Raw genomic sequence first — 19,179 nt, 5'->3', positions numbered from 1 at the left:
CGCCGGCTCAGGGCCCGGGCGTGGCCCGCAGCGCCGACGGGCTGGCCAGTGCGCGGGCGGCCGCCCGGCTCGCGGGCCGGCCCAGCGCCGCCCGCGAGGTCTCCCGCAGCAGAACGGCCGCACGGAACGCGGCCGTCGCGGCAGGCCCGTTCCGGCGCCCGTAGAGCCGTACCCGGTTGAGCGTCAGCAGGGTCCACAGCCGCGGCGATACCTGCGAGTCCCCGCCCAGGTGGGTGGCCGTGGCCGAGGGCTCCAGCCGTGTGACGAAGCCGAGGTCGCGGGCCCGCAGGCAGTACTCGGTCTCCTCCGAGTACAGGAAGAAGGACTCGTCCCAGGCCCCGCACGCCCGAAGGCACTCCCCGGACAGGGCCATCAGCGCGCCCGTCGCCCAGTCCGCGACCGTGGCCCGCTCGTACGCGGCCGGGTCGGTGACCATCTCGCTCCAGCGCGGGAAGCGCCCGGCCCGGCGGTTGCCGAGCACCGCCTCGCCGAGCGCCCGGGTCACGCGCGACTCCCGGCGCAGCGAGAGCAGCAGCGTACGTCCGTCCTCCTCGTACAGCAGCGGGACGCTGATGCCGACCCGCCCACCGCCCGGCACGGCGCCGCCCAGCGCGTCCACGAGCACCCCGGCGCAGCCGCGGCGCATCCGGACGTCCGGATTGCAGACCAGGGCGGCCCGGAAGCCGCCCTCCCATGCGGCGGCGGCCGCCAGGGCGGCGTTCACCCCGGCCGCGTAGCCGGCGTTGCGGCCGGTCTGGACGACCGTCGCGTCCGGGGCCAGCGACCGGATCAGGTCCACGGTGCCGTCGGCCGAGTCGTTGTCCGCGACGACCAGGCGCCAGTCGAGCCCGGCCATGCCCTCCGGCAGCGAGGCGAGGAACTCCGGAAGCACCCGGGCGCTGTTCCAGGTGACGACGATGACCGCTACGGGGCCGGCACCCGGATCCGGTCGGCGGGCGGCTGGCTGGATGGACTGCATGGGGACTCCACGGTTGCGGGCTCCGGCGCCGTACGCCGGATGAACCCGAGGTAGCTGCCTCCGGCGGCGATCGTCAGGAAGAACACCCCGGCGAACATCGGGAAGCTGAGGGCGTCGAACGTTGCGGCGATGACGAGGGAGACCAGGGCCGAGGCGAAGAAGGCCTGCCCCAGCTCCCGGTCGGACTCGGTGCGGGCCAGCCTGCGGATGGCACCGCCCTGGTGGATCCCGGTGAACAGGAGGACCAGGAGCGCGAGCAGGCCCACGAGGCCCATCTCCGCCAGGGTGAGCATGTACTGGTTGTCTGTGAAGAAGAACAGCTCGGGCAGGAACGTCCCGAAGCCCCTTCCGAACAGCGGCCGTTCGCCGAGATAGGGGACGATCGCGCTGTACTTGACGGTACGGGCCTGGGTGCTGCTGTCGGAGTTCGTCAGGAACGAGGCGAACAGCGCGGTGATGGTGCCGATCAGCCCGGGAATGATCACCTTGAAGCAGGCCACCGAGCCCATCAGCAGGCCGATCGCGGCCCACCGCCGCTCCGGCTTCCAGCGCAGCACCATCACCAGCACCACGATGAGCGCCCCGATGATGGAGGTCCGCGACACCGTCAGCGGCAGGGCGCCCCCCATCAGCACCACGGGCCCCCAGCGCCGCCAGCCGCGCAGGTGGCGCCGCACCGGATCGAAGGCCTGCTGCACGGCGAAGGGCAGCAGGATGGCGAGCATCCCGCCGAACTCCAGGGGCTGCGCCGTGGTGGACCGCGGCCGGGTGAAGGAACCCCGGTCCAGGGTGGTGATCTGGGCGACGCTGGACTTCAGGCCCGGGATGCTGATGCTGTCGGCGATGTTCGTCGCGGTGAAGAAGTCGTAGAAGCCGATCGCGGCCACCACCGAACCCATCACCACCGCCCGGCGCAGCAGCACGTCCAGGCGCTCGCGGTCCTGGATCCCCGCGGAGACCAGGACCACCAGGGACACCCACACGAGCAGCCCGATCAGCCCGCGGTCCGCCGCGAGGACCTCCTTGTGGGAGCTGCTGCGCATCGCGTTCGCGAGGTAGGAGCCCAGTACGGAGAAGGCCAGCAGGCACATCACCACCCGCGGCAGCCGAGTACCGGGGGCGGGCAGGATCCGGCCGGTGATCCAGGCCGCCAGGTACCAGAACAGGCACAGCAGCGCGAACACGTTGGCCGGGGTGCCCACCCCGCCCATCCCGGGCAGGGTCAGGTTCGAGGGGATGAAGAAGGCCAGCGCCAGGTAGCAGCTGAGCAGGGCGGTCGCGTCCAGCTGCCGTCCCCACGGCTTGCGGCGGCCGCGCCCCCGCGCCGGGGCGGCCGGGGCCGCGCGCCGCCTGCGCAGCGCCGCCAGCAGGCTGTCCGTCAGGAAGGAGAGCGTGAAGGCGGTCGTGGTGCCCAGGATGACGACGCCCAGCACCTGCTGGTAGCGGCTCTTCATCTGCGGCACCGGGGTCTGCGGCAGCACCACGGGGGCCGTCTGCACCATGTACGCGGGCTTGACCTTGGCCGCCGCCTGGAGCGCGTTGAGCGTCTCCCCGGCGAAGGCGGTCAGCTTGTTGGTCTCCTCCAGCACCTTCGCCCGGTCGGTGCCCGTGACCGTCAGCGTCAGCATCGGCCCCGAGGTGTTCGCGGCGAAGCCGACCGTGTACGGGTCGGTCACCCCGATGCCCTGGAGGTCCCGCGCCGCGTCCGTCCCCGACAGCGTCCTGATCAGCACGTCCGCCGTGACCACCAGCGAACCGCCGGCGTTCGCGATGGGATTGCCGAAGGCGGGGGCCAACTCGGCCACCGCCGTCGAGTCCAGCAGCGCCACCGAGCTCTCCGACTGGTAGGCCACCGGCACCGAACGGTAGAGGTGGGCCCCCGCGAGCAGGCTGATGAGCGTCAGCGGCACCATCACGTACCAGCGCCGCCGGAGCACCGCGACGATCTCACCGATGCTCATGAACACCCCCTGAGGAAGCCGCAATTGATGGCGGGCCTACCCATGTCCTGGAAAGATCGGTCACAACGGAAGGAATCTCTGTGTCGCCTGGTGAGTTGGTCCGAGCGCTGCGCCGGCGCTGGTACGTCCTGATCGTGGCGGCTGTGCTCGCCGCCGCCGGAGCCGTTCAGGTGCTGAACCCCACGCAGACGTACCTGAGCACGGCGATCGTCGTGCTCAAGCCCCCGGTCACGGCCAACCAGCCCAACCAGCTGGCCAATCTGCAGCCGCCGCTCGCCGCCGTCTCCTACGCGGCGGTGCAACAGCTGGACTCGCCCGCGGGCGCGGCCGAGCTCCGGGCCGCCGGGGTGAGCGGAACGTACCGGCTGATCCCGCGCAACAGCGGCACCAGCGTCACCCCGCGCTACCTGATCCCCTCGCTCCAGATCCAGGCGGAGCAGGCCGAACCGGCCGCCGCCGACACGGCGGTCAAGAAGATCATCGACATCTACACGAAGCACCTCACCGACCTGCAGACGCAGCAGGGCGTCCCGGAGTCCGCGCGGATGACCGTCACCCTGCTGGTACCGCCCACCGCGGTGGTGCAGACCGGCAACAAGAGCCGGGGACTCGCCGGCGCGGCCCTGCTGGGCGGGGTCGGCGGCGTGGTCGCGGCCCTGTGGACCGACCGGCTCCTGACACGCCGGAGCCGGCGCCGGCGTACCGCCGCCGACGCCGGTCCGGTGGTGCGGGCCGAGGAGCCCGAGCGGGCGCCCCTGGCAGGGGCGACCCGCTGAACCCGACAGAGGGATCATCAAATCCCTCGACGCTTCCAGGACCGCCACCACAGCCACTCGCGCCCCCGGTCGGCAACGGCCGAGAGCACGAGCGGCTGGAGGTACGGCATGGCACGCGCCCCGATGCGCCGGCGCCTCTGCAGGGCCCGGTACTCGCCGAGCGAGGTGTACTCCCCGGGCAGGCACTCGGCCGCGAACGCCACCAGCTCGTCCACCGGTACCACCGCGGTGCGCCCCCGGTCGTACGCCCGGTAGGCGCGCCGCAGCGCGTACCGGGCCAGCCGGGTGCGCGCCGCCAGTGCCAGCCGGTCGGACCCCGGCAGCAGCCCGCCGCACTTGTCGAGCACCGAGTCGAAGGCGACGAGGCGCTGGCGCAGGTCGTCGAGCTGGCCACCGAAGTCCGTGGTGGACATGTTGTTGCCGTGGACCCGGTAGAAGGCCTGGTCGGCCCCGCGGACGTAGCCCACGTCGGCGTGCGCCGCGAGCCGCATCCACATCTCGATGTCACCGGCGTGCGGCAGCTCCGGGTCGTAGCCCCCGACCTTGCGCTGGAGACTGGTGCGGACCACCACCTCGGGTGAGGTGATGCACCCGGTGCCCTCCCGGAACCGCCGGTCCAGCCACCACCGGCCGGGGTAGACGACCGATCCGGTGCTCCGGGTACGGGCCGCGGGCAGCGGCCCGCCGTGCCGGAAGCGCAGCGGCCTGCCGTAGCAGAAGCCCGCCTCCGGATGCGCGTCGAGCAGGGCCGCGGCCCGCACCAGGGCCCCGGGGACCAGCCGGTCGTCGGCCGACAGCAGGGCCACGTAGTCCCCGTCGGCCCACTCCAGCAGGCCCTCGTTGTAGGTGGCGATGTGGCCCTTGTTGCTCTCGTGGACGCGTACCTCGATCCGCGGGTCGGCGGCCGCCAGCGCGCGGGCGACCTCCGCGGAGTCGTCGGGCGAGGCGTCGTCGATGATCAGCACTCGTACGTCGACGCCCTCCTGCTCGTCCAGGACGCTCTTGACGCAGTCCGCCAGGAAATGGCCGTACTTGTAGCAGGGGATCACCACGCTGACGGTGCTCACTGCCCGCTCACCTCCGTGGACAGCCCCTCCTGGAGGGCGGGCGGCGCCGTGGTGGTGAAGATCGGGCCGACCCAGTAGTTCACCGAGCCGAAGGTGTTCGTCGGGAAGGCCGTGGCCGCCCCGTACTTGTAGAGGCCGTTGGCGCTGCCCGCCGTGTCGGCCGGGGCCACCAGGGGATAGGAGCGGTGCGCGCCGGTGAAGTAGCCGCCGTCCACCGAGTAGTTGCCGTTCGGCGCGTGGTAGGAGGCCACGTACGTGGTCCCCGCCGTGACGGGCACCGGTGTGGCGAACTGCAGCTGCTGCCAGCCGGTCAGGGTCTCGCTGCCGAAGGTGCCGGTGGCGAGCAGGGTGCCGGAGGCGGACCACAGGCTGCCGGTGTGCGTACCGGTGTTGCCGGGGCCCTTGTAGAAGGTGACGCCGGTGATGTAGCCGTTCACCGCGGACTGGAAACGGGTGCCCAGTTCCACGGAGTTGGCGTCGTCGCCCACATTGGCGGTGCTGGGGGTGGTGGTCCCGTTCCACAGCGTGCACGGGCAGTTCACCGTCGGCGGGCTCGCGCTCGTGGTGAAGTTCCAGGTGACCGGTGCGGCCATTGCGTTGCCCCACAGGTCGGAAGCCTGGACGGACGCCGTGTAGGTGGAGTTCAGGGCCAGTTCGGAGGACGGGGTGAAGGTCGCGCTGTTGGACGCGCCCAGCACCTTGGTGCCCGGAACGGCCGCGCCGCCGGAGTCCTTGACGGTGAACACCAGGGTGTCCGCGTCGATGGCGTTGCTGAAGGTGGCCGACACGGCCGCCGTGATCTGGGTGCCGGTCGCCGCGGACTGCGGCGAGGTGGTGGTGACGGTGGGCGGGGTCGTGCTCGCGGTGGCGGTGTCCAGGACCGCGTCCACCCAGTAGTTGCTGCCGGCGGAGGCGGTGGACGGGAACCCGCCCGTGGCGCTGTAGCGGTAGACGCCGTTGCCGCCGTCGGTGCCGCTCTTCAGTGCGGTGAGCGGGGCCAGGCCCGCATCGCTCGCGGCGAAGGTGGTGTCGAAGGAGTAGCCGCCGTGCGGAGCGAAGTAGGAGGCGACGTACGTGGTGTTCGCCTTGACCGGGACCGGGGTGGCGAAGTTCAGCTGCTGCCAGCCGGAGGCCGTCTCATTGGTGAAGGTGCCGGTGGCCAGGCGCTGGCCGGTGCTGCTCCACAGGCTGCCGGTGTGCGTCCCGGTGTTGGCGGGGGACTTGTAGAAGCGGACGCCGGTGATCGAACCGGCCACCGAGGAGCGGATCTTCACGCCCAGCTCGACGGCACTGCCGTCACCGGCGTTGACGGTGCCCGGCACGGCCGCGGCGGGCCACACGGTGCAGGGGCACTGCTGGGGACCCACGGTCAGCGGCACCGTGGTGGTGGCGCCGATGTTGACGCTGTCGTCCACGGCGCGCACCTTGATCTGCGCGGCACCCGGGACGGTCGGGGTCCACTTGTAGCTCCAGGAGCCGAGGCCGGTCGTGGCCTTCCAGGTCGTGCCGCCGTCGGTGGAGACCTCCACCCGGGCGACCACGCCGCCACCGGTGTCGGCCGCCGTACCCGTGATGGTCACGGGCCGCAGCGCCGGCACGGTGGCGTTCGCCGCCGGGCTGGTCACCGTGACGCCCGGGCCCACCGTGTCCGTGGAGGCGGTGGAGGCGATCAGGTCGCTCTGCAGCGACTTGGGCTGGACGCCCATGTCGGCGAAGATGTTGACCGTGGCCTGCTGCATCCGCTTGTCCGCGGTGACCACCGCGTCGTCCGGGTTGCCGGTCGGCATGTTGGTCAGGCCCCAGGACCACTGCACCGTGCCCGCGCCGAACACCAGGGCGTGCGAGGTCTGGTCGCGGAAGGCGACCAGGCTGTGCGTGGCGGTGCCGTTCCCGTAGGTGTTGCCGTAGTCCTTGAGGAGCTTGCCGTCCTCGATGTCCACCGTGGTCGAGGACATCGTGATCTGCCCGGCGGGCCGGCTGGCGTTCTCCACGTCGCTGTCCCACTCGTAGCCGAGCGTGCCCGTGGGGAACGTGGCGGTCTGCGAGGTGGTGAGGTTCGCGACCGTGGTGTTGCGCCACAGCCGCTGCTTGGCGAAGGTGCCCGGCACCGTGATCGCGTCGCTGCGGTAGCCGTTGACGCTGAACATCGAGCCCGTCAGCTGGTTCTGCGGCTGGAAGGGCCGGCCGCCCGTGGCGCTGGCCGGGTCCATGAAGGTGCCCGTCCAGATCCCGCTCGGGTCGGGGATGCCGTTCGGCTGCGGGAAGGACAGCTTGGTCTCCTTGTACGAGACCAGCGTCCGGTTGGCGGTGCCCGCTCCGTCGATGCTCGGCGCCAGACGGGTCTTCCAGAAGACCTCGTTGCCGCTGAAGTACGTCTGGTGGACCCCGGCCCGGCGCGCGTTCAGCGCGTTCGTGAACTGCTCCTGGGTCCAGTACTCGTCGTGCCCGGAGGACAGGAAGACCTTGTGGTTGCGCAGCAGGGTCCCGCCGCGCACCGACATGTCGACCCCGGACATGTAGCTGACGTCGTAGCCGTTGCGCTCCAGCCACGCGACCATCTGGAACTCGGACCCGTAGATCCCGTTGTCCCCACCGATGTCCATGGGCCGGTTGTAGCTGACCTCGTACGCCCGCCCGTCCGGGGCGGGGCCGCCGCCGTCGTACAGGTCCTGGCCGCCGTAGTTGTTGTACGCCTGCCACGTCTGGTCACTGGTCTGCACGACGATGTCGGAGTGGCTGGAGTCGTTGCGCACGACGAACGGGTACGGCATCACCCCGTTGCCGTCCGCCTGGTCGAAGTTGACGACGTAGAGCCCAGACACGGCGTCGGCCGGCACGGTCCACGTCGCGGTGACGGGCCAGTTCCCGCAGTCGACCAGACCGGTGGCGGCCTTCTTGGCGCAGGTCGCCGGGTTGCCGCCCGGCGCGAAGTTCGCCGGGTACGTCTGGGCCGCCTGGGCCGCGGTCGACATCAGGCGCGCCCCGCTGCCCCCGTAGTGCCCGAGGCGGTAGACCGAGACCTTGTACGACGTCGGCGACTGGATCTTGAACTGCACGGTTTCGCCGGCCTGGACGCTGGTCTGCGCCGGGAAGCCCTTGATGTCGCCGTACGCACTGGGCGCGAACCAGTCCTCCATCGGCGTGCCGGGCTTGGAGTTCTCGCACACGATGGCGTTCGTGGTGGGACCGCAGGGATCGGCCGCACCGGCCACCGCAGCCGGCGGCATGACCGTGGCCATCAAGGCCGCGACCACGGTGAAGAGACCGTAACGGAGCAACCTTGTCCGTCTGTTCATCTGGACCTCATTGTTTGCGTGAGCGCGAGGGGTCAGCGCAGGGCGTCGCGGAGCGTGTCCACGACCCGCTGCTGCTGGGCACCGGTGATCTGCGGGAAGAGGGGGAGCGAGAGCATCCGGTCCGCCGCCTGTTCGGCGTGCGGGAAGTCGCCGCGGCCGTGGCCGAGAGGGGCGAAGGCCGGGGTGAGGTGGACCGGGGCGGGGTAGTGCACGCCCGCGCCGATGCCTTCCGCGTTGAGCTTGCCGACGACGGTGTCACGGTCCGCGTCGGCGACCCGGACCACGTACAGGTGCCACACGTGGACATTGCCCGCGGCCGTGACCGGCAGGGTGAGCCGCCCGGCGGCCGCGAGATCGGCCAGCAGCTCGTCGTAGCGGGCGGCCGCGGCCCTGCGGGCCGCGTTCCCGTCGGCCAGCCGGGCCAGCTTCGCCCGCAGGACCACGGCCTGCAGGCCGTCGAGGCGGCTGTTGAACCCGGCGACGTCGTGGCGGTACTTGGCGATGCCGCCGTGGTTGGCGAGGGCCCGGACCAGGTCCGCGCTCTCCTCGTCGTCGGTCACCACCGCGCCCGCGTCCCCGTAGGCGCCGAGGTTCTTGCCCGGGTAGAAGCTGGTCGCGGCGATGCCCCCGCTGCCGGGGGAGCGGCCCTCGCGGGTCGCGCCCTGGCTCTGCGCGGCGTCCTCGACGATCTTCACGTGCGGGGGCAGCCCCGCCGCGAGCGCCGCGGTGTCGGCGCACTGCCCGTAGAGGTGGACGGGGACCACCGCGCGGGTGGCCGCGCCCACGGCCTCCAGGGCGGCCCGCGGGTCCATCAGCAGGGTGTCCGGGAGGCAGTCGACCAGCACCGGCCGGGCACCGATCCGGGCGACGGCGCCCGCGGTGGCGATGAAGGTGTTCGCGGGCAGCACCACCTCGTCGCCGACGCCCACCCCGCTCGCCCGCAGGGCCAGTTCGAGGGCGTCGGTGCCGTTGGCGACCCCCACGCAGTGCCCGACCCCCGCGAACTCGGCGTACTCGCGCTCGAACGCGCGGACCTCCGCACCGCCGATGAAGGCGGTGTCGGCGAGCACACGGTCGAATCCGGCACGTAATTCCTCGGCGACCTCGGCGTGCGCCGCCTTCAGGTCGACCAGCGGTATCTGGTTCATGCGACTGTGCTCCCCATCCGTGTCTCCGGCCACCGGCCGGTCTCCTCGCCATCGGCCCGCAGCTCCTCGAGCGCCGGGCCACCCGCCTCGTGCAGCCGGCGGGCGGGGCTCCCGGCCCACACCTCACCGGGCGGCACATCGGCCAGGACCGTGCTTCCCATACCGGTCAGCGACCAGGCGCCGACCGACAGCCCCTCGCGCACCAGCACTCCCGCTCCCACGTACGCCCCGCGCCCCAGCCGCACCCCGCCGCCCAGGCGGACGCCCGAGGCGAGGGTGGCGAAGTCCCCGACCCGGTCGTCGTGGGTGAGCACCACGTGCGGCATCACCGCCACGTGGGACCCGACCCGGACGGCCGCCGTCAGCACGCTGTGCGCGAGCAGGACCGAACCCGCGCCGAGCAGCGAGGACCCCGAGACCACGGCCGTGGGGTGGACCACCGTCGCGTAGCGGCTCCCGGGCAGGCCCAGGCGCCGTACCAGCCGGGCGCGTACCGCGTAGTCGCGCGGACTGCCCGCGCACACCACCGCCCGCGCGGCCGGCAGTTCGTGCACGAGGTGGCTGCCGCCCAGCACCGGCACCCCGTCGACCTCCCGGCCGTGCAGCGCCGGATCGTCGTCGAGGTGCCCGAGCAGCCGCCACCGCGGGGCCCGCCCGTACGCCGCGGCCGCGGCGCCCGCGTCCCGTACCGCCTGGGCGGTCTCGCGGGCGAACCCGCCCGCGCCGACGATCAGCAGGTCCTCGGTCCGCTGCTGCGGGCCGCTCATCCGCCCGCCTGCTCGCGCAGCACCGCCACCACCCGGTCCTGCTGCTCCCGCGTCATCGTGTGGAACAGCGGCAGGATCAGCGAGTCACGGCTGATCCGCTCGGTGACCGGCAGGGCGGCCGCGCCGTGGTCCGCGTACGCCGGCTCCAGGTGCGAGGCCATGATCCCGCGCCGGGCCGAGATCCCGGCCTCGGACAGCACCGCGAGCAGCTCGTCCCGGCCGACCGGGAAGTCCCGGCCCAGCAGCACCCAGTACGACTGGAAGTTGCCCTCGCCGTGACCGGGGTCCCCGACCGGGCGCAGGCCCGCAACCGTGCCCAGCAGCTGCGTGTACCGGGCCGCGAGCTCGCGCCGCCGGGCCACGATCTCGTCCAGCCTGCCGAGCTGCACCAGGCCGACCGCGGCCTGGATGTCGGTCATCCGGTAGTTGTAGCCGACCTCCAGGTAGCTCTCCACGATCGGCTTGGTGCTCGCGTGGCGCTGTGCGGCGGACACGTTCATGCCGTGCTCGCGCAACCGCCGCAGCCGCTCCGCCCACTGCGCGTCGTCCGTGGTCAGCATGCCGCCCTCGCCGGTGGTGATCACCTTGCGGGGGTGGAAGGACCAGGCGGCGAGCAGGGCGCCCTGGCCCACCGACTTGCCGCCGACCGTCGCGCCGATGCCGCAGGCGGCGTCCTCCACCAGGGCCACCTCCCAGTCGGCGCACGCCGCGCGCAGCGCGTGCACGTCCGCCGGCACCCCGCCCTGGTGGACGACGAGCACCGCCTTCGTCCTGGGGGTGCGGACCGCGTCCACGGTGGCCGGGGTGAGGTTGCCGGTGGCCTCCTCGACGTCCGCGAACACCGGCCGCGCACCCACGTAGCGCACGGCGTTGGCGGTGGCGATGAACGACAGGGACGGGACGACCACCTCGTCGCCGGGGCCGAGGTCCAGCGCGATCAGGGCCAGGTGCAGGGCGGTGGTGCACGAGCTCACCGCGATGCCGTGCTCGGCGCCCACCCGCTGCGCGAAGGCCCGCTCGAACTCGGCGACCCGGGGACCCTGGGCCACCCAGCCGGAGAGCACCGCGTCGGCGGCGGCCCTGGCCTCCTCCTCACCCAGCCAGGGCACCATCACGGGGATCCGGGCGGGAGCGGCGTCCGGGGCGCTCATCGGCCCGCCTCCGCGGCCGCCGCGTCGGCAGCCGCCGTGTCGGCGGCCCGCTCGGCCCGCCACCACTGCACCAGGTCCCGCAGGCCGGTGCGCAGGTCGATCCCGGCGGTGAAGCCGAGCCGCTCCGCGGCCTGCGAGGTGTCCGCGAGCCGGCGGGTGACACCGTTCACGGCGCGGGCCGGGCCGTGCTCGGGCACCAGGCCCTCGGCGCCCATCGCCTCCAGCAGGCCGTGCGCGAGCTGGAGCAGGCTGGTCTCGGTGCCGCTCGCGACGTTGAACACCTCGTCGGTCAGGTCCGATTCGGCGGCCAGCAGGTTGGCGCGCGCGATGTCCCGGACGTCGACGAAGTCCATGGTCTGCAGGCCGTCGCCGAGGATCAGCGGCGGCTCGCCCGACGCGATCCGCTCCATCCAGCGGATCAGTACCTCCGTGTAGAGCCCGTGGATGTCCATCCGGGGGCCGTACACGTTGAAGTAGCGCAGCGCCACGTAGTCCAGCCCGTACATGGAGTGGAAGCTGCGCAGCACCCCCTCGTTGAAGGCCTTCGCCGCACCGTAGAAGGTGTCGTTGTTGTACGGGTGGTGGCGCTCGGTGGTCGGGAAGGTCTCGGCCAGGCCGTAGACGGAGGCCGAGGACGAGGCGATCACCTTGCCCACCCCAGCGGCCGCGGCCGCCTCCAGCACGTTGAACGTGCCGTCCACCATGACCTCGTTCGCCAGCCGCGGCTCCTCCGCGCACTGGGTGATCCGGATGGCCGCCAGGTGGAAGACCAGCTCGGCCCCCTCGGTCGCCTTGCGCACCGCCGCCACGTCGCGGATGTCGCCCTCGACGACCTCCACCACGCCGCTCGGCAGGGCGCGGGCCAGATTCGCGGTCCGCCCCCGCACGAAGTTGTCGAGCACGACGACCTCGCGTGCCCCGTTGTCCACCAGCAGGTCCACCAGGTGCGAGCCGATCGTGCCCGCCCCTCCGGTGACCAGAATCCTCTTGCCTCGTACGCTGCTCAACGCCCTGCCCCCACTGATTCGTTCACGGTCGTGCATGCGGTCGGAATGCGAACGGTCAACGCCCGGTGCGCAGTCCGACGACCGCACCGCGGAACTCCAGGCTCCGGGAGGCGGCTTCCAGAATGTCCAGCACCTTCAGTCCGGCCCGGCCGTCGGTGAGCGGCGCCCGTCCCGTCCTGATGGACGCGGCGAACTCCTCGACCATGCTGCGCAGGGCCTCCTTCTCGCCGAGCGCGGGCGCCACCATGTCGCCGGTCCGGTAGGAGACGAGCATGTCCCGGCGCTCGTCCGCGCCGATCTCCTGCGGGGCGCTCAGGTCCACCCCGCGGTCGAACACCGCGACGCGCTGCGTGGGGTTGAGGTCGTCCCACACCAGGGTGCGCTTGGACCCGCCGACCATCGTGGTGCGGACCTTCGTCGGGGAGAGCCAGTTGACGTGGACGTGCGCGATGGCGCCGGTGCTGAGCTGGAGCGTCAGATAGGCCACGCAGGACTGGCCGGCCCCGATCGGGTCGGCTCCGTGGGCGGCGACGGCGACCGGCTGCACGTGGTCCGGGAGGATGAAGTCCAGGACGGACAGGTCGTGGGGGGCGAGGTCCCACAGGACGTCGATGTCCTTCTGGACGAGCCCCAGGTTGATCCGTACCGAGTCCACGTAGTGGATCTCGCCGAGTTCGCCGGAGCGGACCATCTCGCGGATGCGGCCCACGGCCGGGGTGTAGCAGTAGGTGTGGTCGCACATCAGCGTGAGACCGCGCTCCTCGGCCTCGTTGACCAGCCGCAGCCCGTCCTCGTACGTGGCGGCGAGCGGCTTCTCCACGAGGACGTGCTTGCCGGCGCGCAGGGCGGCCAGGGCGACGTCCAGGTGCGTGCCCGCCGGGGTGGCCACCGCGACCGCGTCGACCTCCGGGTCGGCGAGGACCGCCTCGTAGTCGCCGGTCGCCTGGACGGTGGAGTATCCGCCGAGCACCTGCCGGGCCCGGTCCACGTTCAGGTCGCAGAGCCACCGCAGCCGGAACCGGTCACTGGACTGGAAGTTGCGGACGAGATTGGGGCCCCAGTAGCCCGCGCCGACGACGGCGACACCTAAGGGGGCGGACCCCTTGCCGGTGTCGCCCGCGCCCTGCCCCGCGTCCTTCGCGGTGTCCTTCACGGCGTTCCCCTTCCTTCCGCGCACGCCGGACGGCGTGTCGCCAACGCATGGCCGGGACGCGTGTGAGGGAGGGAAATGCCGTCGACGGCAGCCCGGACGCCTACGCGTCCCGTGCGTGACCTGCTCAACGGTGATGGCCCCCCACAACCGATGCTCTGCGTGATACGCGTGCTTCGCCCCCCGGCCCGACCGCCTGTTCCCCACAAGCAGCCGAACCCGTACCGCCACCGCTCCGGGCCGTCTCGGCCCGTTCCGGATCCCGGCGTCGCCGAAGCGTGCCGAATCCGGTCGGCGCCGCTCAATCTAGTCCACCGGGCGTACCCCCGGGCAGAGTTGACGTAATCACCTGGTGCGGGTGTTCGACCGTGCATACTGCCCGGGTGACCAGCATCGTGATACCGGCCCACAACGAAGGCCGGGTCATCGGCCGGCTCCTCGACGCGCTCCTGGCCGACACCTCGGCGACCGGGCCCGACATCGTCGTGGTGTGCAACGGCTGTACGGACGACACCGCCCGCGTGGCCGGCGGGCGCGGGGACCGCGTGCGCGTGGTGGAGGTGCCGACTCCCTCCAAACACCACGCACTTCGGGTCGGCGACGAGCACGCCCGGGGCTTCCCCCGGCTGTACGTGGACGCCGACGTCGTCGTCGGGGCCGCCGACGTACGGGCCCTCGTGGCCGCCCTCGACCGGAGCCCGGAACTGCTCGCCGTCGCCCCCGGCCGGGACATTCCGCTCGCCGGCTGCGCCTGGCCGGTCCGGGCGTACTACCGGGTGTGGCAGCGGCTGCCCGCCGTCCGTGAGGGCCTGTTCGGCCGGGGGGTCATCGCGGTGAACGAGCCGGGGCACGCGCGGATCGCCGCGCTGCCCCCGCTGATGGCCGACGACCTGGCGGCCTCCCTCGCCTTCGGGCCGGGGGAGCGGCGCGTGGTCGAGGAGGCCCGGGTCGTCGTCCGCCCGCCGCGCACCTGGTCCGACCTGATCAGGCGACGGGTCCGCGCGGCGACCTCCTCCGCCGAGTACGAGCGCTTCCGGGCGGCGGGGCGGCCCGGAGCGCCGGAGCAGAGCCAGGGGCAGGGGGCGGAGCCGGCGCCGGCTGCGGCGCAGGAGCCGAGCGCGCGCACCGGCACGGCCGATCTGCGCGCCCTGCTGCGGGACCGGCCGGCGCTGCTGCCGGGGGTGGTGGTGTTCGTGGTGGCCGCACTCGCCGCCCGCCGGGGCTCCCGGAAGGCCATCCGCAACCAGGACTTCTCCACCTGGCTGCGGGACGAGAGCAGCCGGCAGGGCTGACCCCGGTCCGACCTGGGGGCATCCGGCCGAATCCCTTCGTACGCCCCACTGTTGGCCCGTACAACCATTAGGGTTTGCCTCGCACGTTCGAGTGAACTCAGTCCGTCGGCACCGGGAGCTCCAGAGCATGTACCTCGCGGACCGCTCCGCGCCCGCGGGCGCGAAGCCCGCTCCTGACCGGGGGTCCGTCCGGGCCGCCGCGGTCGCCCCGACCGTCCTGGCACTGGGCACGGTCAGCCTGATCACCGACATCTCCTCCGAGATGGTCACCGCCGTCCTGCCCCTCTACCTGATCGCCGGCCTGGGCCTGAGCCCCCTCGGCTTCGGCGCGCTCGACGGCGTCTACAACGGGGTCAGCGCCCTGGTGCAGTTGACCGGCGGCCACCTCGCCGACCGGGTCCGCAACCACAAGCTGGTCGCCGGCCTCGGCTACGGCCTGTCCGCCCTGTGCAAGCCGCTGCTGCTGTTCGCCCACAGCCTGGGCCCGATCAGTGTGATCCTCACCCTGGAGCGCACCGGCAAGGGCCTGCGCACCGCCCCGCGCGACGCACTGATCTCCCTTTCCACACCACCCGAGTTACAGGGGCGCGCCTTCGGTGTGCACCGGGCCATGGACACCACCGGGGCGCTGCTCGGCCCGCTCGCCGCGTTCCTGATCCTGAGCGTCGCGGTCGACGGCTACGACGCCGTCTTCGGTGTCAGCGCCTGTGTCGCCGCCCTGGGCGTCGTGGTGCTCGTGCTCTTCGTCCCGTCCGGCGACGGTGACCCCCGGCCCGGGCCCCGGACCCGCCCGCCCCGACCGCCCCGGCAGCGGACCTCCGACGACGGCGCTGCTGCCGCGGAGCGCCCGGCCCCCGTCCGGCTGCGCGACGCGCTCGGCCTGCTGCGTCTGCCCCGGCTGCGCAACCTGGCGGTCTGCGCCGTCCTGCTGGGCCTGACCACCGTCAGCGACGCCTTCGTCTACCTGCTCCTGCAACGCCGCACCGGCATCGGCGACCAGTGGTTCCCGCTGCTGCCGCTGGGCACCGCCGCCGTGTTCCTGCTGCTCGCCGTACCCGCCGGCGCCCTCGCCGACCGGATCGGCCGGCGCACCGTTTTCCTCACCGGGCACGCCCTCCTGCTGGCCGGGTACGCGCTGCTGCTGTGGGCCCCCGACCTGCCGGCGCTGCCCTACCTCGTCCTCGCGCTGCACGGCATGTTCTACGCCGCCACCGACGGCGTGCTGCCCGCCGCCGTCGCCGCCACCGTCCCCGCGGAACTGCGCGCCACCGGCCTGGCGCTGGTCGGCACCGGCCAGGCGCTGGCCCGCTTCGGCTGCTCGCTCGCCTTCGGCGCGGCGTGGACGCTGTGGGGCACCGGCCCGGCCCTGGCCGCCGCGGCGGCCGGCCTGCTGTGCTGCGCGGCCGTCGCCGGCTTCGTCCTGCGCCCGGCCGCGCCGGCCCTGCCCCTGCCCCTCCCCGACCCGAACCGCACCGGAAGCCCGTGAGGCCCCCCAGATGACTCTGTCGCTGTCACGCCGCCTGCTCGTCCTCGCGGTGGCGGTACTGCTGCTCGGGGGCCTGGCCGCCGTGCTCGTGCTGCGCGCCGCCTCCCGCGACGACAAGCCCGCGGCGGGCGGCCCGACGGTCGCCCCGGGAACCGTCACCCTCACCCGTCCGGGCACCCTGACCTTCCTCAACGGCGGCCAGGGCCCGCACCGCGGGGCCCTCGCCTCGGTCCCGGCCGACGCCCCCGACTCCGACCGCACCGCGTCCGAGCTCAACTGCCAGCGCTTCTACGCTGCTTCGGGCACCGGCGTATGCCTGCGCTCCACGCCGGGCGCCCTCGCCCAGGACAACAAGGCGCTGATCGTCGACTCCGAACTGCGCACCCTGCGCAGCTTCCCCCTCGCGGGCACCCCCAGCCGGGCCCGGGTGTCGCCCAGCGGCCGGTTCGCCGCCTGGACGGTCTTCGTCTCCGGCGAGTCCTACGGCGCCGCGTTCTTCTCCACCCGGACCGCGATCGTGGACACCCGCACCTGGAAACTGGAGGCCAACCTGGAGGAGTTCACGATCACCATGGACGGCCGGGAACACCGCGCCCAGGACGTGAACTTCTGGGGGGTCACCTTCTCCAAGGACGACGACACCTTCTACGCCACCCTCTCCACCGGCGGCGAGACCCACCTCGTCAAGGGCTCGATCGCGGGGCGCTCCGTCACCACCCTCGCGAAGAACGTCGAGTGCCCGTCGCTGTCCCCGGACGAGACGCGCATCGCGTACAAGAAGCGGGTCCGGGCCGGGGCCGCGCTGTGGCGCGAGCACGTGATGGACCTCGGGACGCTGCGCGAGCACGCGCTCGCCGAGAAGCGCAGCGTGGACGACCAGGCCGCCTGGCTCGACGACCGCACCCTGGCCTACGGCCTGCCCACCGACGGCGCCGCCGACAGCACGGACCTGTGGACCGTGTCCGCCGACGGCAGCGGTGCCCCCCGGCTGCTGGCGCCCGGGGCCTCCTCCCCGGCCCGCCTGGGCTGACACCCCCGCGGGGACGCGGGGATGCCGGCCCGGTTCAGCCCCGGTTCAGCCCCGGTCCACGAAGGCCCGTACCCGCTCGACCAGTGCGGCGTTGTCGCGGATCCAGCCGTAGTGCCGGCTGCCCCGCGTGCTGTCGCCGAGTACGAGCTCCCAGTGGGTCACCCGCGCGCCGGTGAGCTTGTCGCTGAGCCCCCGCACCCCGCCGGGCGGGGCCATGTTGTCGCCCCGGACGGTGACCGCCAGCACCGGCAGGTCCAGCTTCGCCAGCCCGGGCTCGAAGTCCTCCGGCGAGGACGGCACGTCGTAGCGGCCCGTCCGCACCTGGGTGGCCATGTCCCGCAGGACCTGGGCCGAGTCGTTGCCCAGCACCTTGATGCGCCGGCCGGGGAAGTACCCGTACAGCGCGGCGAAGGCGGCCGCGAGCTGGAACCCCGCGAGCATCCCCAGGCTCCGCGGGAAGGGCCAGCCGCGCCAGTGGCACGACGGGGCGCCCACCAGGATCGCGCCCGCGGCCATGTGCGGCTCCCGGCTGAGATAGAGCGTGCCGAGCTGCCCGCCGAGGCTGTGCCCCAGCAGGTGGCGGGGCGCGCCGGGGAAGGCCTCCGCGACCGCCCGGAACAGCGCGGGGTAGTCGTACGCCACCATCTCGTGGTAGCCGTACCGCACCCCGCGCCGCACCTGGACGGAGCTCGTGCCCTGCCCCCGCAGCTCACCGAGGGCCACCTGGAACCCGGCCGCCACGAGGGCCTCCGCCAGGGGGGTGTAGGCGACGGCCCTGGTGCCCATGGCGGGCATGCACACCAGCACCGGCGCCGACGGTTCGCCGGGCCTGCGGTACAGCCGGAGCTCGACCGTGGCGCCGTCCTCGGCGCGCACGGTCCGCGTGGTCACTTCGGTGGACGGAATTACAGGCCTCCCTCGCTCGTGGCCATCCTGCGCATCTCGCGGAACACGTTCAGCAGCTGGATCTCGCTCGACCCCTCGAAGATCGTGAGGGCGCGCGCGTCCCGCCAGCGCTTCTCGACCCCGTAGTCGGCGGCGATGCCCCGCCACCCGTACAACTGCAGGATCTCGTTGGAGGCACGCACGGCGAGCTCGGTCGCCGCGTACTTGGCCATGGAGCTCTCCCTGCCGAAGGGCAGCCCCCGGTCGGCCAGGCCGGTGGCGTCCTCCAGCAGTTTGCGCGCCGCGCACAGTTCCACGTACAGCCGCCCGAGGGTCAGTTGCACATGGCTCAGGGTGTCCATGCGGTCGTCCGGGTAGACCCGGCGCTCGCCCACCCAGGTCAGCGCGTCCCGGAGCATGGCGGCCACGATCCCCGTCCCGCAGGCGGCACCGCCGATCCGGATGGTCGCGAGGAGCTCGCCCAGCAGGAACTCCCCGTCGCCGGCCCGCCCGATCAGGCTGACGGGCTCCAGGGCCACGTCTCGGAAGGTCACCGAGGGCGTGGGCAGGCAGCGGAACGCCGCCTTGTCGATGTCCTCGCTCACGCTCACCCCCGCAGCGTCCCGCGGAACGGCGAAGAACGACAGACCGCGTTTGCGGTTGTCCACCACCGTGTTGGCCAGAACGATGAACACGTCGGCGACGGTCCCGTTCCCGGACATGCACTTGCCGCCGTTGAGGAGCCAGCCGGACTCCGTCCGCACGGCGCGGGTGCCGGCCGCCAGCAGGTTGGAGCCGTTCTCGGGCTCGGTGAGCCCGAGGGCGGCGTACCCGTTGTTCTTCAGGAGCCGGGTGACGAAGAGCTCCTTCTGCTCCGCGGTGCCGGCGGCGACCACGGGGTGCAGCGCGCCGCGGTTGAACACCAGCGTCCAGGTCATCCCCGGACACACCGCCGACAGTTCGCCGATGCCCTCGGCGAACTCCGTGTAGGAGAGCCCGGCGCCGCCCAGTTCCTCGGGAAAGGCCGCGTTGAGGATCCCCTCGGCCGCCGCCCGTTCGTGGATCGGGACGGGGAACGCCCGCTCCTCGTCGTACCGGCGGACGTGCGGCGCCATCACCTCATCGGCAAAAGTGCGGAACGTCCGCTTCCACTCTGATCGACTGCGTGATTCTTCCACGACCAT

General features: G+C 72.8%; 15 protein-coding genes. 4 read left to right on the top strand and 11 right to left on the bottom strand.

Annotated elements, in window-relative coordinates:
• Positions 1-7 precede the first annotated feature (7 nt).
• Positions 8-979 carry a glycosyltransferase gene (locus B6R96_RS07825; protein WP_053172652.1) on the bottom strand — a complete coding sequence of 324 codons (972 nt, stop codon included), beginning with the start codon at positions 977-979 and terminating at the stop codon, positions 8-10.
• Positions 925-2,940 (bottom strand): O-antigen ligase family protein, encoded by a 2,016-nt coding sequence (locus tag B6R96_RS07820; RefSeq protein WP_053172650.1) that lies wholly within the window; start codon positions 2,938-2,940, stop codon positions 925-927. Before B6R96_RS07820 ends, B6R96_RS07825 begins: the two co-directional genes overlap by 55 nt.
• An 80-nt stretch (positions 2,941-3,020) precedes the next feature.
• On the opposite strand from B6R96_RS07820, the gene B6R96_RS07815 reads away from it, so the two are divergent.
• Positions 3,021-3,716, top strand: coding sequence for a Wzz/FepE/Etk N-terminal domain-containing protein (locus B6R96_RS07815; RefSeq protein WP_081522072.1), 696 nt, complete (start codon positions 3,021-3,023; stop codon positions 3,714-3,716).
• A gap of 17 nt (positions 3,717-3,733) precedes the next feature.
• Here the strand turns inward: B6R96_RS07815 and B6R96_RS07810 are convergent, their stop codons facing one another.
• The 7 genes from B6R96_RS07810 to B6R96_RS07780 are packed head-to-tail and all read right to left on the bottom strand — an operon-like array spanning position 3,734 to position 13,305.
• Entirely contained in the window at positions 3,734-4,783 is a 1,050-nt protein-coding gene (locus tag B6R96_RS07810; protein ID WP_079406549.1) for a glycosyltransferase, read from the bottom strand.
• Positions 4,780-8,079, bottom strand: coding sequence for a DUF4082 domain-containing protein (locus B6R96_RS07805; RefSeq protein WP_081522071.1), 3,300 nt, complete (start codon positions 8,077-8,079; stop codon positions 4,780-4,782). The genes B6R96_RS07810 and B6R96_RS07805 overlap by 4 nt, the downstream gene beginning before the upstream one ends.
• A 32-nt stretch (positions 8,080-8,111) precedes the next feature.
• The gene (locus tag B6R96_RS07800) at positions 8,112-9,227 is read right to left on the bottom strand and encodes a DegT/DnrJ/EryC1/StrS family aminotransferase (RefSeq protein ID WP_081522070.1); all 1,116 of its coding nucleotides are present in this window, start codon (positions 9,225-9,227) and stop codon (positions 8,112-8,114) included.
• Positions 9,224-9,994 carry a NeuD/PglB/VioB family sugar acetyltransferase gene (locus tag B6R96_RS07795; protein ID WP_081522069.1) on the bottom strand — a complete coding sequence of 257 codons (771 nt, stop codon included), beginning with the start codon at positions 9,992-9,994 and terminating at the stop codon, positions 9,224-9,226. Before B6R96_RS07795 ends, B6R96_RS07800 begins: the two co-directional genes overlap by 4 nt.
• Positions 9,991-11,145: a DegT/DnrJ/EryC1/StrS family aminotransferase gene (locus B6R96_RS07790; RefSeq protein ID WP_203351603.1), complete on the bottom strand. Its 1,155-nt coding sequence runs from the start codon at positions 11,143-11,145 to the stop codon at positions 9,991-9,993. Before B6R96_RS07790 ends, B6R96_RS07795 begins: the two co-directional genes overlap by 4 nt.
• Positions 11,142-12,152, bottom strand: a complete 1,011-nt coding sequence (locus B6R96_RS07785; RefSeq protein WP_030388430.1) for an NAD-dependent epimerase/dehydratase family protein — start codon at positions 12,150-12,152, stop codon at positions 11,142-11,144. The genes B6R96_RS07790 and B6R96_RS07785 overlap by 4 nt, the downstream gene beginning before the upstream one ends.
• 55 nt (positions 12,153-12,207) lie before the next feature.
• Complete coding sequence (locus tag B6R96_RS07780; RefSeq protein ID WP_051779562.1) at positions 12,208-13,305, bottom strand: Gfo/Idh/MocA family protein; 1,098 nt, start codon at positions 13,303-13,305, stop codon at positions 12,208-12,210.
• A 380-nt stretch (positions 13,306-13,685) separates the two neighbouring features.
• Between B6R96_RS07780 and B6R96_RS07775 the strand changes: the two genes are divergently transcribed.
• The 3 genes from B6R96_RS07775 (at position 13,686) to B6R96_RS07765 (ending at position 17,110) form a co-directional block, all read left to right on the top strand.
• Entirely contained in the window at positions 13,686-14,594 is a 909-nt protein-coding gene (locus B6R96_RS07775) for a glycosyltransferase (RefSeq protein WP_081522068.1), read from the top strand.
• A 127-nt stretch (positions 14,595-14,721) separates the two neighbouring features.
• Positions 14,722-16,080, top strand: a complete 1,359-nt coding sequence (locus tag B6R96_RS07770) for an MFS transporter (RefSeq protein ID WP_081522067.1) — start codon at positions 14,722-14,724, stop codon at positions 16,078-16,080.
• Between the two features lie 10 nt (positions 16,081-16,090).
• Entirely contained in the window at positions 16,091-17,110 is a 1,020-nt protein-coding gene (locus tag B6R96_RS07765; RefSeq protein WP_081522066.1) for a TolB family protein, read from the top strand.
• A gap of 45 nt (positions 17,111-17,155) precedes the next feature.
• On the opposite strand, the gene B6R96_RS07760 is transcribed toward B6R96_RS07765, so the two are convergent.
• Both B6R96_RS07760 and B6R96_RS07755 read right to left on the bottom strand, forming a co-directional pair.
• Positions 17,156-18,001 (bottom strand): alpha/beta hydrolase family protein, encoded by an 846-nt coding sequence (locus B6R96_RS07760; RefSeq protein ID WP_081522065.1) that lies wholly within the window; start codon positions 17,999-18,001, stop codon positions 17,156-17,158.
• 14 nt (positions 18,002-18,015) lie between these two features.
• Positions 18,016-19,179 carry an acyl-CoA dehydrogenase family protein gene (locus B6R96_RS07755; RefSeq protein ID WP_081522064.1) on the bottom strand — a complete coding sequence of 388 codons (1,164 nt, stop codon included), beginning with the start codon at positions 19,177-19,179 and terminating at the stop codon, positions 18,016-18,018.

This window comes from Streptomyces sp. Sge12, from assembly GCF_002080455.1.
Lineage (GTDB): Bacteria > Actinomycetota > Actinomycetes > Streptomycetales > Streptomycetaceae > Streptomyces.
The sequence above is the reverse complement of the archived record's forward strand: the minus strand, read 5'-3'. Positions and strand labels throughout refer to the sequence as shown.

What these genes read in the sequence shown, in the direction of transcription:
- B6R96_RS07825 (WP_053172652.1), bottom strand. Translation starts at nt 979, where the DNA reads ATGCAGTCCATCCAGCCAGCCGCCCGCCGACCGGATCCGGGTGCCGGC.
- B6R96_RS07820 (WP_053172650.1), bottom strand. Translation starts at nt 2,940, where the DNA reads ATGAGCATCGGTGAGATCGTCGCGGTGCTCCGGCGGCGCTGGTACGTG.
- B6R96_RS07805 (WP_081522071.1), bottom strand. Translation starts at nt 8,079, where the DNA reads ATGAACAGACGGACAAGGTTGCTCCGTTACGGTCTCTTCACCGTGGTC.
- B6R96_RS07800 (WP_081522070.1), bottom strand. Translation starts at nt 9,227, where the DNA reads ATGAACCAGATACCGCTGGTCGACCTGAAGGCGGCGCACGCCGAGGTC.
- B6R96_RS07795 (WP_081522069.1), bottom strand. Translation starts at nt 9,994, where the DNA reads ATGAGCGGCCCGCAGCAGCGGACCGAGGACCTGCTGATCGTCGGCGCG.
- B6R96_RS07790 (WP_203351603.1), bottom strand. Translation starts at nt 11,145, where the DNA reads ATGAGCGCCCCGGACGCCGCTCCCGCCCGGATCCCCGTGATGGTGCCC.
- B6R96_RS07770 (WP_081522067.1), top strand. Translation starts at nt 14,722, where the DNA reads ATGTACCTCGCGGACCGCTCCGCGCCCGCGGGCGCGAAGCCCGCTCCT.
- B6R96_RS07765 (WP_081522066.1), top strand. Translation starts at nt 16,091, where the DNA reads ATGACTCTGTCGCTGTCACGCCGCCTGCTCGTCCTCGCGGTGGCGGTA.
- B6R96_RS07755 (WP_081522064.1), bottom strand. Translation starts at nt 19,179, where the DNA reads ATGGTCGTGGAAGAATCACGCAGTCGATCAGAGTGGAAGCGGACGTTC.